General features: G+C 67.4%; 12 protein-coding genes. 5 read left to right on the top strand and 7 right to left on the bottom strand.

Features of this window, described 5'->3' with window-relative positions:
* Positions 1 to 89: 89 nt before the first annotated feature.
* Positions 90 to 2219, bottom strand: a complete 2130-nt coding sequence (locus QWJ37_RS10260; protein ID WP_290245216.1) for a 3-hydroxyacyl-CoA dehydrogenase NAD-binding domain-containing protein — start codon at positions 2217 to 2219, stop codon at positions 90 to 92.
* On the bottom strand, positions 2219 to 3460 hold the full coding sequence (locus QWJ37_RS10255) for an acetyl-CoA C-acyltransferase (protein WP_227902181.1): 1242 nt from the start codon (positions 3458 to 3460) through the stop codon (positions 2219 to 2221). The genes QWJ37_RS10260 and QWJ37_RS10255 overlap by 1 nt, the downstream gene beginning before the upstream one ends.
* A 196-nt stretch (positions 3461 to 3656) precedes the next feature.
* Between QWJ37_RS10255 and QWJ37_RS10250 the strand changes: the two genes are divergently transcribed.
* A complete protein-coding gene (locus QWJ37_RS10250; protein WP_290245215.1) occupies positions 3657 to 4277 on the top strand; it encodes an alpha/beta hydrolase fold domain-containing protein in 621 nt (206 codons plus the stop codon).
* Positions 4238 to 4690 (top strand): alpha/beta hydrolase, encoded by a 453-nt coding sequence (locus tag QWJ37_RS10245; RefSeq protein WP_290245214.1) that lies wholly within the window; start codon positions 4238 to 4240, stop codon positions 4688 to 4690. The genes QWJ37_RS10250 and QWJ37_RS10245 overlap by 40 nt, the downstream gene beginning before the upstream one ends.
* On the opposite strand, the gene QWJ37_RS10240 is transcribed toward QWJ37_RS10245, so the two are convergent.
* From QWJ37_RS10240 to QWJ37_RS10230, 3 genes are all read right to left on the bottom strand, one after another.
* A complete protein-coding gene (locus tag QWJ37_RS10240; RefSeq protein WP_341482198.1) occupies positions 4635 to 5048 on the bottom strand; it encodes a hypothetical protein in 414 nt (137 codons plus the stop codon). The genes QWJ37_RS10245 and QWJ37_RS10240 overlap by 56 nt on opposite strands.
* Positions 5049 to 5147: 99 nt before the next feature.
* Positions 5148 to 7736: a LuxR C-terminal-related transcriptional regulator gene (locus QWJ37_RS10235; RefSeq protein ID WP_290245213.1), complete on the bottom strand. Its 2589-nt coding sequence runs from the start codon at positions 7734 to 7736 to the stop codon at positions 5148 to 5150.
* A gap of 92 nt (positions 7737 to 7828) precedes the next feature.
* Positions 7829 to 8206 (bottom strand): PLDc N-terminal domain-containing protein, encoded by a 378-nt coding sequence (locus QWJ37_RS10230; protein ID WP_227927993.1) that lies wholly within the window; start codon positions 8204 to 8206, stop codon positions 7829 to 7831.
* Between the two features lie 308 nt (positions 8207 to 8514).
* On the opposite strand from QWJ37_RS10230, the gene uvrA reads away from it, so the two are divergent.
* Positions 8515 to 11037 (top strand): excinuclease ABC subunit UvrA, encoded by a 2523-nt coding sequence (gene uvrA / locus QWJ37_RS10225; RefSeq protein WP_227902177.1) that lies wholly within the window; start codon positions 8515 to 8517, stop codon positions 11035 to 11037.
* On the opposite strand, the gene QWJ37_RS10220 is transcribed toward uvrA, so the two are convergent.
* Complete coding sequence (locus QWJ37_RS10220) at positions 11034 to 11435, bottom strand: ClpX C4-type zinc finger protein (protein WP_227902176.1); 402 nt, start codon at positions 11433 to 11435, stop codon at positions 11034 to 11036. The genes uvrA and QWJ37_RS10220 overlap by 4 nt on opposite strands.
* 114 nt (positions 11436 to 11549) lie before the next feature.
* Between QWJ37_RS10220 and QWJ37_RS10215 the strand changes: the two genes are divergently transcribed.
* On the top strand, positions 11550 to 12941 hold the full coding sequence (locus QWJ37_RS10215) for an MFS transporter (RefSeq protein ID WP_290245212.1): 1392 nt from the start codon (positions 11550 to 11552) through the stop codon (positions 12939 to 12941).
* A gap of 21 nt (positions 12942 to 12962) precedes the next feature.
* Here QWJ37_RS10215 and QWJ37_RS10210 read toward each other — a convergent pair whose 3' ends face one another.
* On the bottom strand, positions 12963 to 13472 hold the full coding sequence (locus tag QWJ37_RS10210) for a PGPGW domain-containing protein (protein ID WP_227927991.1): 510 nt from the start codon (positions 13470 to 13472) through the stop codon (positions 12963 to 12965).
* Between the two features lie 124 nt (positions 13473 to 13596).
* On the opposite strand from QWJ37_RS10210, the gene QWJ37_RS10205 reads away from it, so the two are divergent.
* Positions 13597 to 14058 carry an SAM-dependent methyltransferase gene (locus QWJ37_RS10205; protein WP_290245211.1) on the top strand — a complete coding sequence of 154 codons (462 nt, stop codon included), beginning with the start codon at positions 13597 to 13599 and terminating at the stop codon, positions 14056 to 14058.
* Positions 14059 to 14085 lie beyond the last annotated feature (27 nt).

Genomic DNA, 14085 nt, shown 5'->3' with positions numbered 1-14085 from the left:
AGCAGGGATTTTCGTTGCCGCCGTTCCGGTCCGCCCGGCGCGGACGCGAGGCGCGGACGCCCGGCGCGGGCGAAACCTAAGGCGAAAGGCTAAGCAGCCACAGCCGCCTCATGGAACTTCTTGCCGTTGACCCGCTCGGATGCACCGACGCGGTCCAGGTACGGCGTGATGCCGCCCAGGTGCATCGGCCAGCCGGCGCCGAGGATCATGCACAGGTCGATGTCTTCGGGACCTGCCACAACACCCTCTTCGAGCATGAGCCCGATCTCCTCGGCCAGGGCGTCCTGCGTGCGGCGCAAGACTTCCTCGGAGGTCGAGGGGGTGGTGCCGAAGTCCAGCATCGCCAGGGTTTCCTCCGGGATGTATTGGTTGCCGTTCTCGTCCTTCTGCCACAGGGACTTGATGCCGGCGTCGATGATCTTCTGCGAGTTCTTGGAGAGCCAGAACCGTTCACCGAAGGCGCTGTGCAGGGATTCCTGCACGTGCTGGCCCACCGGCAGGCCCACGAGGGCCAGCAGGGTGAACGGGGACATCGGCAGGCCCATGGGGCGCAGGGCGTTGTCCGCCGTGGCGGCGTCCGTGCCCTCGTCAAAGACTCGGGTGATCTCACCGAACATGCGGCCCAGAATACGGTTCACCACAAAGGCGGCGGCATCCTTGACCAGCACAGCGGTCTTCTTCAGCTGCTTGGCGAGGACAAACGCAGTGGCCAGGACGGCGTCGTCGGTCTTCGGAGCACGGACAATCTCCAGCAGCGGCATCACTGCCACCGGGTTGAAGAAGTGGAAGCCCACCACGCGCTCGGGGTGCTTGAGGTCTGCTGCCATCTCCGTCACCGAGAGCGAGGAGGTGTTGGTGGCCAGGATGCACTCGGGGGAGACCACGGCCTCCACCTCGGCGAAGACCTGCTTCTTGACCGACATCTCCTCGAAGACGGCTTCGATGACGAAGTCGGCGTCGGAGAAGGCCTCCTTGGACACCGAGCCGGTGACCAGCGCCTTGGTGCGGTTGGCGGCGTCGGGGGAGATGCGCTTCTTGGCAAGGAGCTTGTCCACCTCGGCGTGCACGTAGCCCACACCCTTGTCCACGCGCTCCTGGTCGATGTCCGTCATCACCACGGGAACCTTCAGCTGGCGTGCGAAGAGCAGGGCGAGCTGGCTGGCCATCAGGCCTGCACCGACGACGCCCACCTTGGTGACCGGACGGGCAAGCTTTTTGTCCGGAGCACCGGCGGGACGCTTGCCGCGCTTCTGCACCAGGTCCAGGAACGCGTAGACGGTGGAGCTGAACTGCGGCGTCTGCATCAGTTCGGCCAGGGCGTCGCACTCGGCCTCGCGGGATTCCTCGCGCGTCCAGGTTTTGCCGTTCTCCAGCAGGTCCAGGACCTTGGCCGGCGCCGGCGCGGCGTTGGACGTCTTGGCCTCCACAAACGCACGGCCGCGGGCAACTGCTGCGTCCCATGCCTCGCCCACCGAGGCTGGTTCGACGGCGTTGGGCCGCTGTACCTGCTCCTCGCCGGTGATAACGCGGGCGGCCCAGGTGAGGGACTGCTCCAGGAAGTCGGCCGGTTCGAACAGGGCGTCGGCGATGCCCAGGTCATACGCAGCCTTGCCGTTCAGGGTGCGGTTGTTGCTCAGCGGGTTCTCGATCATCACCTTGACGGCGTTCTCGGGCCCGATCAGGCGCGGCAGCAGGTAAACCCCGCCCCAGCCCGGAACCAGGCCGATGAAGGCCTCGGGCAGGGAGATCGCACCGGCGCCGGTGGACACCGTGCGGTAATCGGACTGCAGGGCAATTTCCAGCCCGCCGCCCAGTGCCACACCGTTGATGAAGGCGAAGCTGGGCACACCCAGGCTGCCCAGCTTGGCGTACACGTCGTGTCCCAGGCGGGCCATGGCGTAGCCGGCTTCGAAGTCGGAGATGCCCTTTACCGCGGACAGGTCGGCGCCGGCCACCAGGTAGAACGGCTTGCCGGTGACGCCGACGCCGACAATCTCGCCGGCCTCGGCGCGCACCTTGAGCTCGTCCAGCTTTTCACCGAGCTCGAGCAGGGTGTTCGGGCCCAGCGTGGTGGGGCGGGAGTGGTCGACGTCGTTGTCCAGGGTGATCAGCGCGAAGGTGCCGGCGTTGCCGGGCAGCTGGACGTCCGAGACATACGAGTGGGTGACAACCTCGGTGGGGAAGAGGGCCGCGAGGCGCTGGTAATCGGGAGCTGACATTACTTCGTTGCCTCCGTGGAATCGGTGTTGTAGTCGGGGTGGTTCGGGTTTTCCCAGATCACGGTGGCACCCATGCCCAGGCCGATGCACATGGTGGTCATGCCGTAGCGGACGCTCGGATCTTCCTCGAACTGGCGGGCCAGCTGGTTCATCAGGCGCACGCCCGAGGATGCCAGCGGGTGCCCGACGGCGATGGCTCCGCCGTAGCGGTTAACCCGGGGATCATCATCTGCAATGCCGAAGTGGTCCAGGAAGGAGAGCACCTGGATGGCGAAGGCCTCGTTGATTTCGAACAGGCCGATGTCCTCGATGGACAGGCCGGTCTGCTTCAGCACCTTTTCGGTTGCGGGAACCGGTCCGTAGCCCATGACCTCGGGCTCGACGCCGGCGAACGCGAAGCCGACCAGGCGCATCTTCACGCCCAGGCCGAGTTCCTCGGCAGCTTCGGCTGAGGCGAGCAGGGCGGTGGTGGCGCCGTCGTTCAGGCCGGCGGCGTTACCTGCCGTGACGCGGCCGTGGGCGCGGAACGGGGTGCGCAGCTCGGCCAGGTCCTCAACTGTGGTGCCCGGGCGCGGCGGCTCGTCCACAGTGTTCAGGGTCCAGCCGGTGCCGGGCTTCTTGGTGGCAACCGGTACCAGGTCAGGCTGGATCTCGTTGTTGGCGTAGGCCTTGGCGAGCTTCTCCTGGCTGGCGGCGGCGTACGCGTCAGTGCGTTCCTTGGTGATGTTCGGGAACCGGTCGTGCAGGTTTTCTGCGGTATTGCCCATGTTCAGGGCGGCCGGATCCACCAGCCGCTCGGTCATAAAGCGGGGATTCGGATCGGCGTCCTTGCCCATCGGGTGGTTGCCCATGTGCTCCACGCCGCCGGCGATGACGACGTCGTAGGCGCCGAAGCCGATGCCCGAGGCAGTGGTGGTTACGGCGGTCATGGCGCCGGCGCACATGCGGTCGATGGCGAAGCCGGGCACTGTGCGGGGCAGCCCCGCGAGCAGGGCGGCGGTGCGGCCGATGGTCATGCCCTGGTCACCGGACTGGGTGGTGGCGGCAATGGCTACTTCGTCGATCCGTTCCGCGGGGAGGGAGGGGTTGCGGCGCATCAGTTCGCGGATGCACTTGACCACCAGGTCGTCTGCACGCATTCCGGCGTAGATGCCCTTTTCACCGGCCTTGCCGAACGGAGTCCGTACTCCGTCTACGAAAACTACGTCCCTGATCTGCCGTGATCGGCTTTGTGGGCTCACGTACTTACTCCTCTTTGAGATATGAAACGGAACAACGTCCGACTCGATGTTACTCGTGAGTAACATAGGCCGCAAGGACCGCGGGCGCCACTCGGGGAGCGAATCCGCTATGACGTGGATCATGCAGGTCCCGCCACCGACCCTACCCACATACCGCCGGAAACCGCAGCAGGATTTCCGCTGCTACCGTGGTCCGATGGATGCCGTTGCCGATCCCGCGCTGGCGGCGTGGCTGACCGAAGTGCGCGCCGCTCCCGCCATACCGCCGTCGCTTGCGCAGATACGCCGACTGCGCGCCCCGCGACCGCGGGAAGCGGGCCCGGGACTGTCCGAGGTACGCGGGATCGAAATCCCCGCCCGGGAGAACCCGATCGGCGAACGCCGCGGCGGCGGAACGCGGGCGGGGACCGGAAGTATTACGGACCATGTCCCGCTCCGGGCACGGCTGTACCGCTCCGGCCCCGACGCGCTGCCACTGACGGTTTTTGTGCATGGCGGGGGATTTGTCTTTGGTGGCTTGGAGTCCCACGACCGGCTGTGCCGCAGGCTCGCACTGCTGGCCGGCACCGCGGTTCTGGCAGTGGACTACCGGCTGGCGCCGGAGCATCCTGCTCCCGCCGCGGTGGACGACGTCATGCGGGCATTGGAATGGGTGGCGTCCCGGCCGAAGGAGCTGGGGCAGCTGCTGCCGGGGACAGGCCTGGCAGGAGACAGCGCCGGCGGGCTGATTGCCTATCTGGCGGCCTGCGGGCTGGCCGGCACGCCGGCCTGCCTGATGTGTTGTTTCTGGCCTACCCGAATGCCGATCTCAGTCTGAGTCTGCAGAGCGTCTCTGAGAAGGGGGAAGGCTGGGGGTTGTCCGTGCAGGACCTGGCGTTCTACATTGCCCAATGGGTTCCGGACGCGTCGCTGCTGGGGAAGTTCAGTCCTGTGGAAGTGGCCCGGGCGCAGCCGTTGCCGGTCCGGACGCTGCTCGCGACCGCCGGACACGATCCCCTGCGGGATGAAGGGAAGCTGCTGGCCGAAGAACTGGCCCGGGGCGGCACCGACGTCGAGTATCGGCCGCATCCTGACCTGGTGCACGGGTTCCTGACCCTCGACGCCGTCTCGCCTGCAGCTCGCCATGCCGGCGACTCCCTGCTCACTGCCTACGGTGTGCTACTGTCGCACACCGCTATGCTGCGGCGGGACCGGAACGCCCTGCCGGATGCGCCGAGCGGCGCGACGTAAGCCGCTGATCCACCAATGCACCCACAGCGCTGGCGACCCACAGGATCAGGGCGGATAAAAGCCAGTCGCCAATTCCGGTGACCGTCACGCCGCCCGGGAAAAGGCCCGCTATCAGCAGGGCAAGAAGAGCCGCAATCAGCCCGGTTCCACCCAGGAACGCCGGTGCGTAGCGGCGCGCCGCCTTGGAAACCAGCGGGGTCAGGACCGCCTGGGCCAGGACAACAACCACCACCGCCACCAGGAAACCGGGCAACTGGATGTCGAAACCGGACACCCACCACAGGCTCAGCAGCAAGCCTGCGCAGGCAGCCAGAATCTGGATCCCCACGGTGCTCAGGATGTTTTTCATGGTGTTCACCCGCCTGCCGAAAAGGCTGTTTGTGCCATTCCCACAAGGCTAGGGCTGCAGGGCGGGTCCGGGACCACCCTCATGGGGTGAGCCGCCGGGCTGCGGAAACTAGGCGACATGGCCGTGCCTGAACGCTGCTTCCACTGCGTCATGACGGTTGGTCACACCGAGTTTTGAATACAGGATCCGGACATGGGTTTTGACCGTATTGACTGACAGCTGCAGGTCTTCGGCCACTTGCCTGAGCGAAAGGTGAGAGGGGAGAAGCGTAAGGATTTCCAGTTCACGTGGTGTGAGTGCGCTGATATTCTCCGGCGTCCGCTGCTGTAGCACCGTGCGTACCGCCGCCGCTTCCGGCCCGTGACCGCCCGCCCGCTCCATCAGCAGGGACCTTACCTCCGGTCCCGCCCCCGCCAGGGGCCGCAGGACGTCCAGGTCCACAGCCTTCCGCAGTGCCAGGGACAGATGCCCGACGGCGCAGGCCCGCTGCCCGTTGCGCAGGGCGGTTAGACACTCCAGCAGGGGAACTTCCACGGCAGTCCAGGCCAGCAGCGCGGGAAGGCTTTCCTCCCGAAGCTGGCGCAGGTGATGCGCCGCTGACTCCGCCCTGCCGGCGGAGTCAGCGGCGGCAGCACGGAGCAGGCAGAGTTCCGCGGTTCCGCCGAGCGGCCGTTGCGCCCAGTCCAGGACTTCGCCGGCCCGCCGGGGATAGCCGTGGGACAGAGCTGCAGAATGCTCGATAAGAGCAGTCCAGGCACTCAGTGCACCGGCGAAGGGCGCCTCGGGGTCGAGCATAAGCCGGGCGGCGAGCAGGCCGTCCAGCCCCCGCTGCACCTCACCGAGGTCAAAAAGGGCGCCCGCTTCCAGCAAGGCGGCAGCAGAACGCATCGCTGCGCCGAGCCCGGCGGGGGTGGGCTCAAGTGCGTCGAGGTTCCCCGCCGCATCGACTGCCAGGTTATGGGCTGAGACGGGCTCCAAACGGAGGAGCGCCTGGCCGGCGTACACCAGGCTGACGGCTGCATGCCGGGGACCGGGCTGCCGGACGCGGGCCGGGGATCGGGCGCGGGCATCCCGCAGCAGGCCGGCCGCCCTGCGGTTGTTTCCCTGCAGCTGGGCCCCGATGGCCTGATCAAACAGGCTCCTGCCGGCCAGATAACCGTTGTGGACAGCAGCTGCCTCGGATAAGGCTTTCGCAGCGGACTCCTGGGCAGCGGAATAGCGTCCGCTGCCGAGCAACGCCACAGCATTCACCAGTGTCGCCTCGATCCTGATGCCAGGCAGGGCGGCGGCGGAAAGCGCTGCCGGGCGGACCCCGGATCCGGGGAATGGCCGGGACCAGCCGGAGCTGAATAAGGTGCTCCGCGCCTGTACGAGTTCACGAAGTGCCTCCGCCTCGCCAGGCATTGCCGACCGCCAGGCAAGGTCTGCCGCCTGCAGGTACCGGGAAGCCGCCGTCGGCTCCAACTGCACCGAGTGGGCCAGCGACGCGATCAGGCTGAGTCTGCCATCCGAGGTGACTTCGGCGTCGCCCAGCAGCGACAGTGCAGCGAGCACGGCATCCGATTCCCCGGAGTGGACCAGATCGGCGCCGTGGTGGGCCAGGACGGCTGCGAGGTGGGGCCCCTCACCGGACGCTGCCGCATGGCGCAGGCATGCCGCGGCGCTGCCTGCGGTGCTGTGCCAGGATGAGGCTCGGCGGTGTAGCCGGCGAAGCCCGGCGGGATCGGCCCGCCAGAGCATTTGCAGCAAATGCTGCCGCAGAACCGGACGCAGCACGAACGCCTGCTGCCCGCGGCGCTGAATCAGGCCCTGCGTGGCGAGTCGGCCCAGAATGGTCCCGGCGTCCGGAACCCCGCAGAGCGCAGCCGCCTGGGCAGGCTCACTCGTGCCGCAAATACACGCAGCCGCGATCACCCGGATTTCCGTCAGCGTCAGCGCGGGCAGTACCGTCCGGTCCAGGTAGGCAGCAATCGTCCCGCTCCGGTCCTCCACGGCGGGGCGGGCAGGGGATCGGTCGCCTTGCAGGTATCCCAGTGCGAGGGCGGTGCACGCAGGCCAGCCGCCACAGTCCGAATGGATCTGCCGGACGGTGCGTTGCCCTGCACCGGGAACCGCCAGGGCGGCCAGAGCGGAGGTCTCCGCAGCGGAGAAGGCAAGGTCCTCGGCCCGCAGGTCCAGGAGGCGGAAGGCAAGGCGGGCATCGGTCGCGTCTATGGCGGTGCTGTCCCGCGTGGCAACAATGACTTGGAACGGGACGGGGTCCCGGTTCAGCAGGGCGCGGAACCACGACTCTCTTTCAGCCGCCCTGAAACCCTCAACGGCGTCGAACACCAGGCGGATCCGGGACCCGGCGAGTTTCCGGGTGAGGAATGCCAGGGCATCATCCAGGCCGCCGGGCGGCTGAAGCGCGCCCGCATTCCCTTCCGGCACAACCCGCGCCGCCTGCAGGCCGGCCATAATGGCCGGCCACACCGCGCCGCCGTCCCGCGGAACCACCCACACCGGCTGTGGCCTCAGTGTGCCGGACCATTGCCGCAGCAGCGTGGTTTTGCCGTATCCGGCCGGGGCCGCGATGAGAACCGGACCTGTGGTGCCGCCCAGGCGTTCCAGAAGGTGTGGGCGGGGGATAAGCGCCGGAAGCGTTCCCCTGGCGGAAGGTGCTGCCGCGGGCTGGGGGTGGGCCGCTGAAGTCTCCACCGTGCGATTCTAGGTCCCTCCGGACCAGTTTGACCCGGCGGACTGCGATCGGGTGCCGGTACTTCGGGTGCCTGTACTTCGGATGCCGGTACTCAGGACAAGGCCAGGGATTTCAGCCGCTCGAACTCCGGCTCAGTGATCTGTCCTTCTTCCAGCAGATCGTGTGCGGACGCAATCTGCTGTGCCGGCGACGTGCTGTCAGCTACCCGCCGGATATAGCTTTCGTTTTGCTCGGTAACTTCCCGGGCCCTTTGTTCGCTGCGCAGGGCCATGCCCCGGCCCCGGGCGATGATGTAGGCCAGCGCTGTAATAAACGGCGCGAAAAAGAGGAAGAAAACCCATACCGCCTTCGCGAATCCGCCCAACTCCCTGTCACGGAACAGATCGGAAATGATCTGAAACAACAGGATCAGGTAGGCCACGAAGAGGAACGCAACAACAATGCTCCAGATCGATTCCCAAAAAGTCATGGCTCAGCTCTCCTTTAGGTTCACCTATGGCGGGACCGGAGGTGCGGGGTGGGATGCAGCGGCCGGACAATGCCACGGAGGTGATGCTCCATTGTGGAGCCGGTTTACAGGCGGATGAAACGGTTCCGGAAAACCGAAAAGGCAGGCACGCGGAATTCACCCGGTCTAGGTGAGGCGTCAGTCCGGAGTCCAAAGCCTGGAAGTCCCGCCCAAGGCTGCCGCCGCAGGCCCGGTAACCGACGTTGACGCTCTTGGCTGAAAGCATGCTTAGCGTTTAGTCCCCTGCCTCGGTCCTCGCTAACCTGAGAATGATGAGCAGCGTGAAATCCAACCCAGTACAGGCATCCACCCGCAACGGCATGGTCAGCGTCCGCGGAGCGCAGGAGAACAACCTGCGCAACGTCGACGTCGACGTTCCGCGTGACGCGATCGTCGCTTTTACGGGGGTGTCGGGATCCGGGAAATCCTCCCTCGCGTTCGGCACCATTTACGCCGAAGCCCAGCGGCGCTACTTCGAATCAGTGGCGCCGTACGCGCGCCGGCTGCTCTCCCAGGGGCACAACCCCAAGGTCGAGGAAATCACCGGGCTGCCCCCGGCCGTTGCCCTGCAGCAGCGCCGCGGCGCACCCAGTTCCCGCTCCACCGTGGGCACCCTGACGACGCTCTCAAACTCCATGCGTATGCTCTTCTCCCGCGGCGGCACCTACCCGGCGGACGCGGAACCGGGCAGCCTTGACTCGGATGCCTTCTCCCCGAACACCGCCGCCGGGGCCTGCCGGGAATGCTCCGGGTTGGGCATTGCCCATACCGTGACCGAGGATTCCCTGGTACCGGATCCGTCACTGACCATCCGTGAGGGTGCCATTGCCGCCTGGCCCGGGGCATGGCAGGGCAAGAACCTGCGTGACATCCTCATCCAGCTGGGCTACGACGTCGACGTGCCGTGGAAAAAGCTGCCGAAAAAGGATCGCGACTGGATCCTGTTCACCGACGAACAGCCTGTGGTCATGATTACCCCGCAGCGGGACCGCGTGGCCAAACCGTACAAGGGCCGCTTCTGGAGCGCCAAAAGCTACGTGATGCATACCCTGGCTGATTCCGGCAGTGCACAGATGCGCGAGCGGGTCCTGGCCTACATGGTTTCCGGACCGTGCCCGGTCTGCGGCGGCGCGGGCCTGCGCCCCGAAGCGCTCGCCGTTACCTTCGCCGGCCGGAACATCGCCGAGCTGAACGGTGCAACGCTGGCCGAACTGGCCGAGATCATCCGGCCGACGGCGGAGCTGAAGTCCGCCGGCACGGCCTCCCGTGCGGCTGCCTCCAATGAAGACACCGAAGTGGCCGTGACCATTACCAGGGACCTGCTGGGCCGGCTGGAAATACTGACCGGCCTGGGCCTGGGCTACCTTAGCCTCTCCCGCGCCACCCCCACCCTGTCGCCCGGGGAGATGCAGCGCCTGCGGATTGCCACCCAGCTGCGCTCCGGGCTTTTCGGCGTCATTTATGTCCTGGACGAACCGTCCGCGGGCCTGCACCCGGCGGACGCGGAACCGCTGCTCACCGTCCTCCAGGAACTGAAGGACGCGGGTAACTCGGTGTTCGTCGTTGAACACAACATGGACGTAGTGCGCAGCGCGGAGTGGATTGTCGACGTCGGCCCGCAGGCCGGCGACGGCGGCGGAACGGTCCTGTACAGCGGACCCGTGGAAGGGCTGGCCAAGGTCAGGGACAGTGCCACGCGCCCGTTCCTGTTCGGCGAAGCCCGGGACGTCCGGCCGCCCCGCCGGGTCCCCGAGCAATGGCTGAGCCTGAAAGGCATTACCCGGCACAACCTGCGCGAGCTGGATGCGGAAATCCCCCTGGGGGTGCTGACGGCGGTGACCGGTGTCTCCGGCTCGGGTAAGTCCACCCTGGTCAGCCAGGTGCTGGCCGAAACGGTGGGCAGCAAGGTCAACGGTGCCGCGCCGGAGCCCGCTGACGGTGAGGAAGCCGAGGACAATGATCCCGGCGCCAAGGTCCGCGGCATCGCCGGCCTGGAGCACCTGGACCGGCTGGTCCGGGTGGACCAGCGGCCCATCGGCCGCACGCCGCGCTCCAACCTCGCCACCTATACCGGCCTGTTCGACGCGGTCCGGAAGCTTTACGCCTCAACGGATGAGGCACGGGCCCGGGGGTACACCGCAGGGCGGTTCTCCTTCAACGTGGCCGGCGGACGCTGCGAGACCTGCCAGGGTGAAGGCTTCCTCGCCGTCGAGCTGCTGTTCCTTCCCGGCACCTACGGGCCGTGCCCGGTCTGCCACGGCGCCCGCTACAACGAGGAAACCCTGGAAGTCACCTACCGGGGCAAGTCCATCGCTGATGTGTTGGGCATGCGGGTGGAATCCGCCGCCGAGTTCCTCGCCGATGTGCCCGCAGCCGCCCGCAGCCTGCGTACCCTGCTCGACGTCGGCCTGGGCTACCTGCGCCTGGGTCAGCCGGCCACGGAGCTCTCCGGCGGCGAGGCACAGCGCATCAAACTGGCCACCGAGCTGCAGCGCGCCCGGCGCGGACACACTCTCTACCTGTTGGATGAGCCCACTACCGGGCTGCATCCGCAGGACGTGCAGCTGCTGCTGGCCCAGCTGAACCGGCTCGTGGATGCAGGCAACACCGTGGTGGTGGTGGAGCACTCCATGAATGTGGTGGCCTCAGCCGACTGGGTGATCGACATGGGCCCGTCCGGCGGCGAGGAAGGCGGCCGGATCATTTGTGCCGGCACCGCTGCAGACGTGGCCGGCTGCGATGCGAGCCGGACAGCCCCGTACCTTGCCGCGGCGCTGAAGACGCTGGGTTAGGCTCCCGGCCCGCTCCGGAAGCGTTCCCAGGCGGACTGCCGCGACATGCCCAGGGCAGTGCCGATGGCGGCCCAGCTGATGTTGCGCTCCCGGGCCACCGCCACCCAGCGCTGAAGGTGCTGCTCGACCTGGTCCCGGGCCTCGGCGACCCGGGGCAGGCGTATGAGCAGTTCCTCGTTGTTCAGCGCCTCCCAGGGTGTTCCGGGAAGCGGGTCCGACGCCGAGGTGTGGTGCGCGTCCAGCATCCGCAGCGCCTTGGCTGCACAGTCACGGCAGACAGCGGCAGTGGGTGCTGCCGCCAGCACGCCGGTCTCCTCGCGGCCGCGCAGGCAGAATGAACACATAAACGGCTGGTGCAAAGGCTCGGCGTGGCCCGCTGCGGGCTGCTCGGGAGGCATGCGGCCATCCTATCCAGCCCGATAGCCGGTCGCGTACCTCTTGTGGTGTCAGGTAATACCTGACAGGATGTCCGCAGTTTCGGGAAGTCCCCGGACAGTGCGGGGGGATCTCTGATGGCGGCCAAGGACATTACCGGCACGGCCGGGCCGGAGGGCACGCAACGCAGCGCAGCCGTGGCCCAGCAGAAGAGCAGCCGCGGGCTCGGTTTCCTGCTGGCCACTGCCGCGGCCGAGGGGTTCGGGGACGCCGTCAGTCGTGCAGCACTTCCCATCCTGGCCGTGTCGGTGCTGGGTCTGGGGGCCGGGTTTGTCGGGGTTCTCAATGCGATCGGGATTGCAGCGTTTGTGCTCCTCGGCGTACAGGTGGGCGCTGCGGTGGACCGCCGGGGGCAGCCGCACAGCGCCATGGGCGCCGCCTCGCTGCTGCGGTGCCTGGCACTTCTGGGTCTCGCAGCCGCAGCTGTCGGCGGATGGCTCTCACCCACGATGCTCGCCGCGGCAGCCGTTCTCATCGGCGTGGCCGACGTCGTGTTCACCACTGCCCAGACCGTGCTCATTCCCGCCGTCGCCGGCAGGCGGGGCCTGAAGCATGCATACTCACGCCTGGCCATCACCGGACAGACGGCGTCGGCCACAGCGGCCGCAGCGGCAGGGGCGTTCCTGGCGCTGCTCGGTATGCCGCTGCTGCTCGGGGCAGCGGCAGTTGCCTACGCCGCCTCACGCCTGTTCCAGCTTGGCCTGCCCAGGAGCGTGCGCAGCGGCGCGCTTGGCACAGAGCGTCAACCTGCCACAAAGCGTGAACCCGGCGCAGAGCGTGAACCCGGCGCAGACAGGCAACCCGGCAACAGCGGGCTCGCCGGCACGGGCGGAGACGGCCATCAGCCTCAGGTGAGGCCGCGGCGGGCCGGTAGGGAAGGTTTTGCCATCCTTCGGAAGTCACCAGCCCTGCGGGCACTGACCCTCAGTGCCTGCCTGACCAACGCGGCGGCCATGGTCGGTAACACGATCCTGCCTGTCTACGTGCTGCGGGATCTTTCCCTGCCGCCAGCTGCGTACGCCGTGCTTGGCGCGTTTGGAGCGGTGGGGGCGGTCCTGGGTGCTGCTGCGGCGCCGTCCATCAGCAGCAGGCTGGGGTTGCGGGTTTCACGGGCGGGTGCGGCGGTGCTTTCCGTCCCTGCCATCCTGCTGGCCGTGGCCTGCACCAGGCTCCCCGGCCCGGAACTGGTGTGGCTTGGCCTGGAGTTCCTGCTCTGGGCCTTTCTGGTGGCCGTTGCCGGAGTAACCGGGTCGGAGGTCCTGCCCGGAACAGTGCCGCCTGACCGCCTGGCCACCGTCGGTGCGGCGCAGCGGACGCTGACACTTGGCGTTATGCCCGTCGCCGCCCTCGCAGCCGGTCTGCTTGGGGTAACTGCCGGAACACCGCCCGTCTTCTGGCTGTGGGTCCTGCTGGCGGCAGCAGCTGCCGTGCCCATTGTGGGCACACGTTCCCTCGACCGTTTCCGCTGACCCGCGTTGCCGCTGCTGCGGCTACTCTGCCGGGGGAGTGGACGGATCTGCGGTATCCGGGGGAGGTGCCTGCCGCGAGGCCCGTGGGCCACCGTTCGGGCGGAAACGGATGTAACTGTAAACAATGAGTGCCAGCCCGATACATCCCGAGGCGATCAGGGTTCCGCCGGTGACCCAGCCACCGGGCAGCCACCAGGAATCCCGGAACTGCCACCATTGCGGCACCTGCCGCCAGAGCCCCCAGACCACGCCTGCGGCCATCACCGCAAAGGCAGCGCACACGGACCCGGCGATCCGGGGCCAGGTCTGCACGCCCTGCGCCGCAGCACGGAAGGCATGAATGCGCACCGGGTGCAGCCACCGGTGTGCCCACGCATAACGCAGTGACAAAACGGCCAGGCCGGCCACGATCATCAGCAGGCCCGGCCCGGGGAGCACCAATGCGGCCAGTCCCAGGACAACAAGGGTCCAGCCGGCCACCTCAATACCGGTGCGGCGCAGCCAGGCCGGGATCCGTTCCGTGCGCGTCATCCACCAAGCTTTGCATACAGCCGGACCTTGATGCAGGCCCGCCGGGACCCGTCACCGATTCCGCAGGCTCCCGTACCGGGTGCCAGAATGCTGCCTAAGAACCGGCGGACGGGAAGGAAAAACAATGGAATTGCGTATGGAGGCCATAGGGGCGGTGTCATCCAGCCGGAGCGAGGTGCTCGACGACGACTGGGACAGCGAGAACGCAGTCATCTCGCTGGATCCGGCCCTGTTTACGGAGGAAGCGCTGTGGGGGCTGGCGGAGTTCAGCCATGCAGAAATCCTGTTCGTCTTCGACCAGGTCCCCGAGAGCAAGATTGAGCGCGGTGCCCGGCGGCCGCGCGGCAACACAGACTGGCCGCTGGTGGGCATTTTCGCCCAGCGCGGGAAGAACCGGCCAAACCGGATCGGAAGCACCGTTGTGCGGATCGAATCAGTGGACGGGCTGTCCATGAAGGTTTCCGGACTGGATGCCGTCGACGGCACGCCGGTGTTGGACATCAAGCCCTTTATGGCTGAATTCGGTCCGCGCGGCGCGGTGATCCAGCCCCGGTGGGCCACGGAGCTTATGCGCGGCTACTGGTAGCCTTCCGGGGAACCGGGCCCGCATGGG

Origin of the sequence: Arthrobacter sp. YD2, from assembly GCF_030410475.1 — a bacterium.
Taxonomy (GTDB): Bacteria; Actinomycetota; Actinomycetes; order Actinomycetales; family Micrococcaceae; genus Arthrobacter_B; species Arthrobacter_B zhangbolii.
The sequence above is the reverse complement of the archived record's forward strand: the minus strand, read 5'-3'. Positions and strand labels throughout refer to the sequence as shown.

Coding starts and splice junctions, on each gene's coding strand:
- QWJ37_RS10260 (WP_290245216.1), bottom strand. CDS start 2,219: ATGTCAGCTCCCGATTACCAGCGCCTCGCGGCCCTCTTCCCCACCGAG.
- QWJ37_RS10250 (WP_290245215.1), top strand. CDS start 3,657: ATGGATGCCGTTGCCGATCCCGCGCTGGCGGCGTGGCTGACCGAAGTG.
- QWJ37_RS10230 (WP_227927993.1), bottom strand. CDS start 8,206: ATGACTTTTTGGGAATCGATCTGGAGCATTGTTGTTGCGTTCCTCTTC.
- uvrA (WP_227902177.1), top strand. CDS start 8,515: ATGATGAGCAGCGTGAAATCCAACCCAGTACAGGCATCCACCCGCAAC.
- QWJ37_RS10220 (WP_227902176.1), bottom strand. CDS start 11,435: ATGCCTCCCGAGCAGCCCGCAGCGGGCCACGCCGAGCCTTTGCACCAG.
- QWJ37_RS10215 (WP_290245212.1), top strand. CDS start 11,550: ATGGCGGCCAAGGACATTACCGGCACGGCCGGGCCGGAGGGCACGCAA.
- QWJ37_RS10210 (WP_227927991.1), bottom strand. CDS start 13,472: ATGACGCGCACGGAACGGATCCCGGCCTGGCTGCGCCGCACCGGTATT.
- QWJ37_RS10205 (WP_290245211.1), top strand. CDS start 13,597: ATGGAATTGCGTATGGAGGCCATAGGGGCGGTGTCATCCAGCCGGAGC.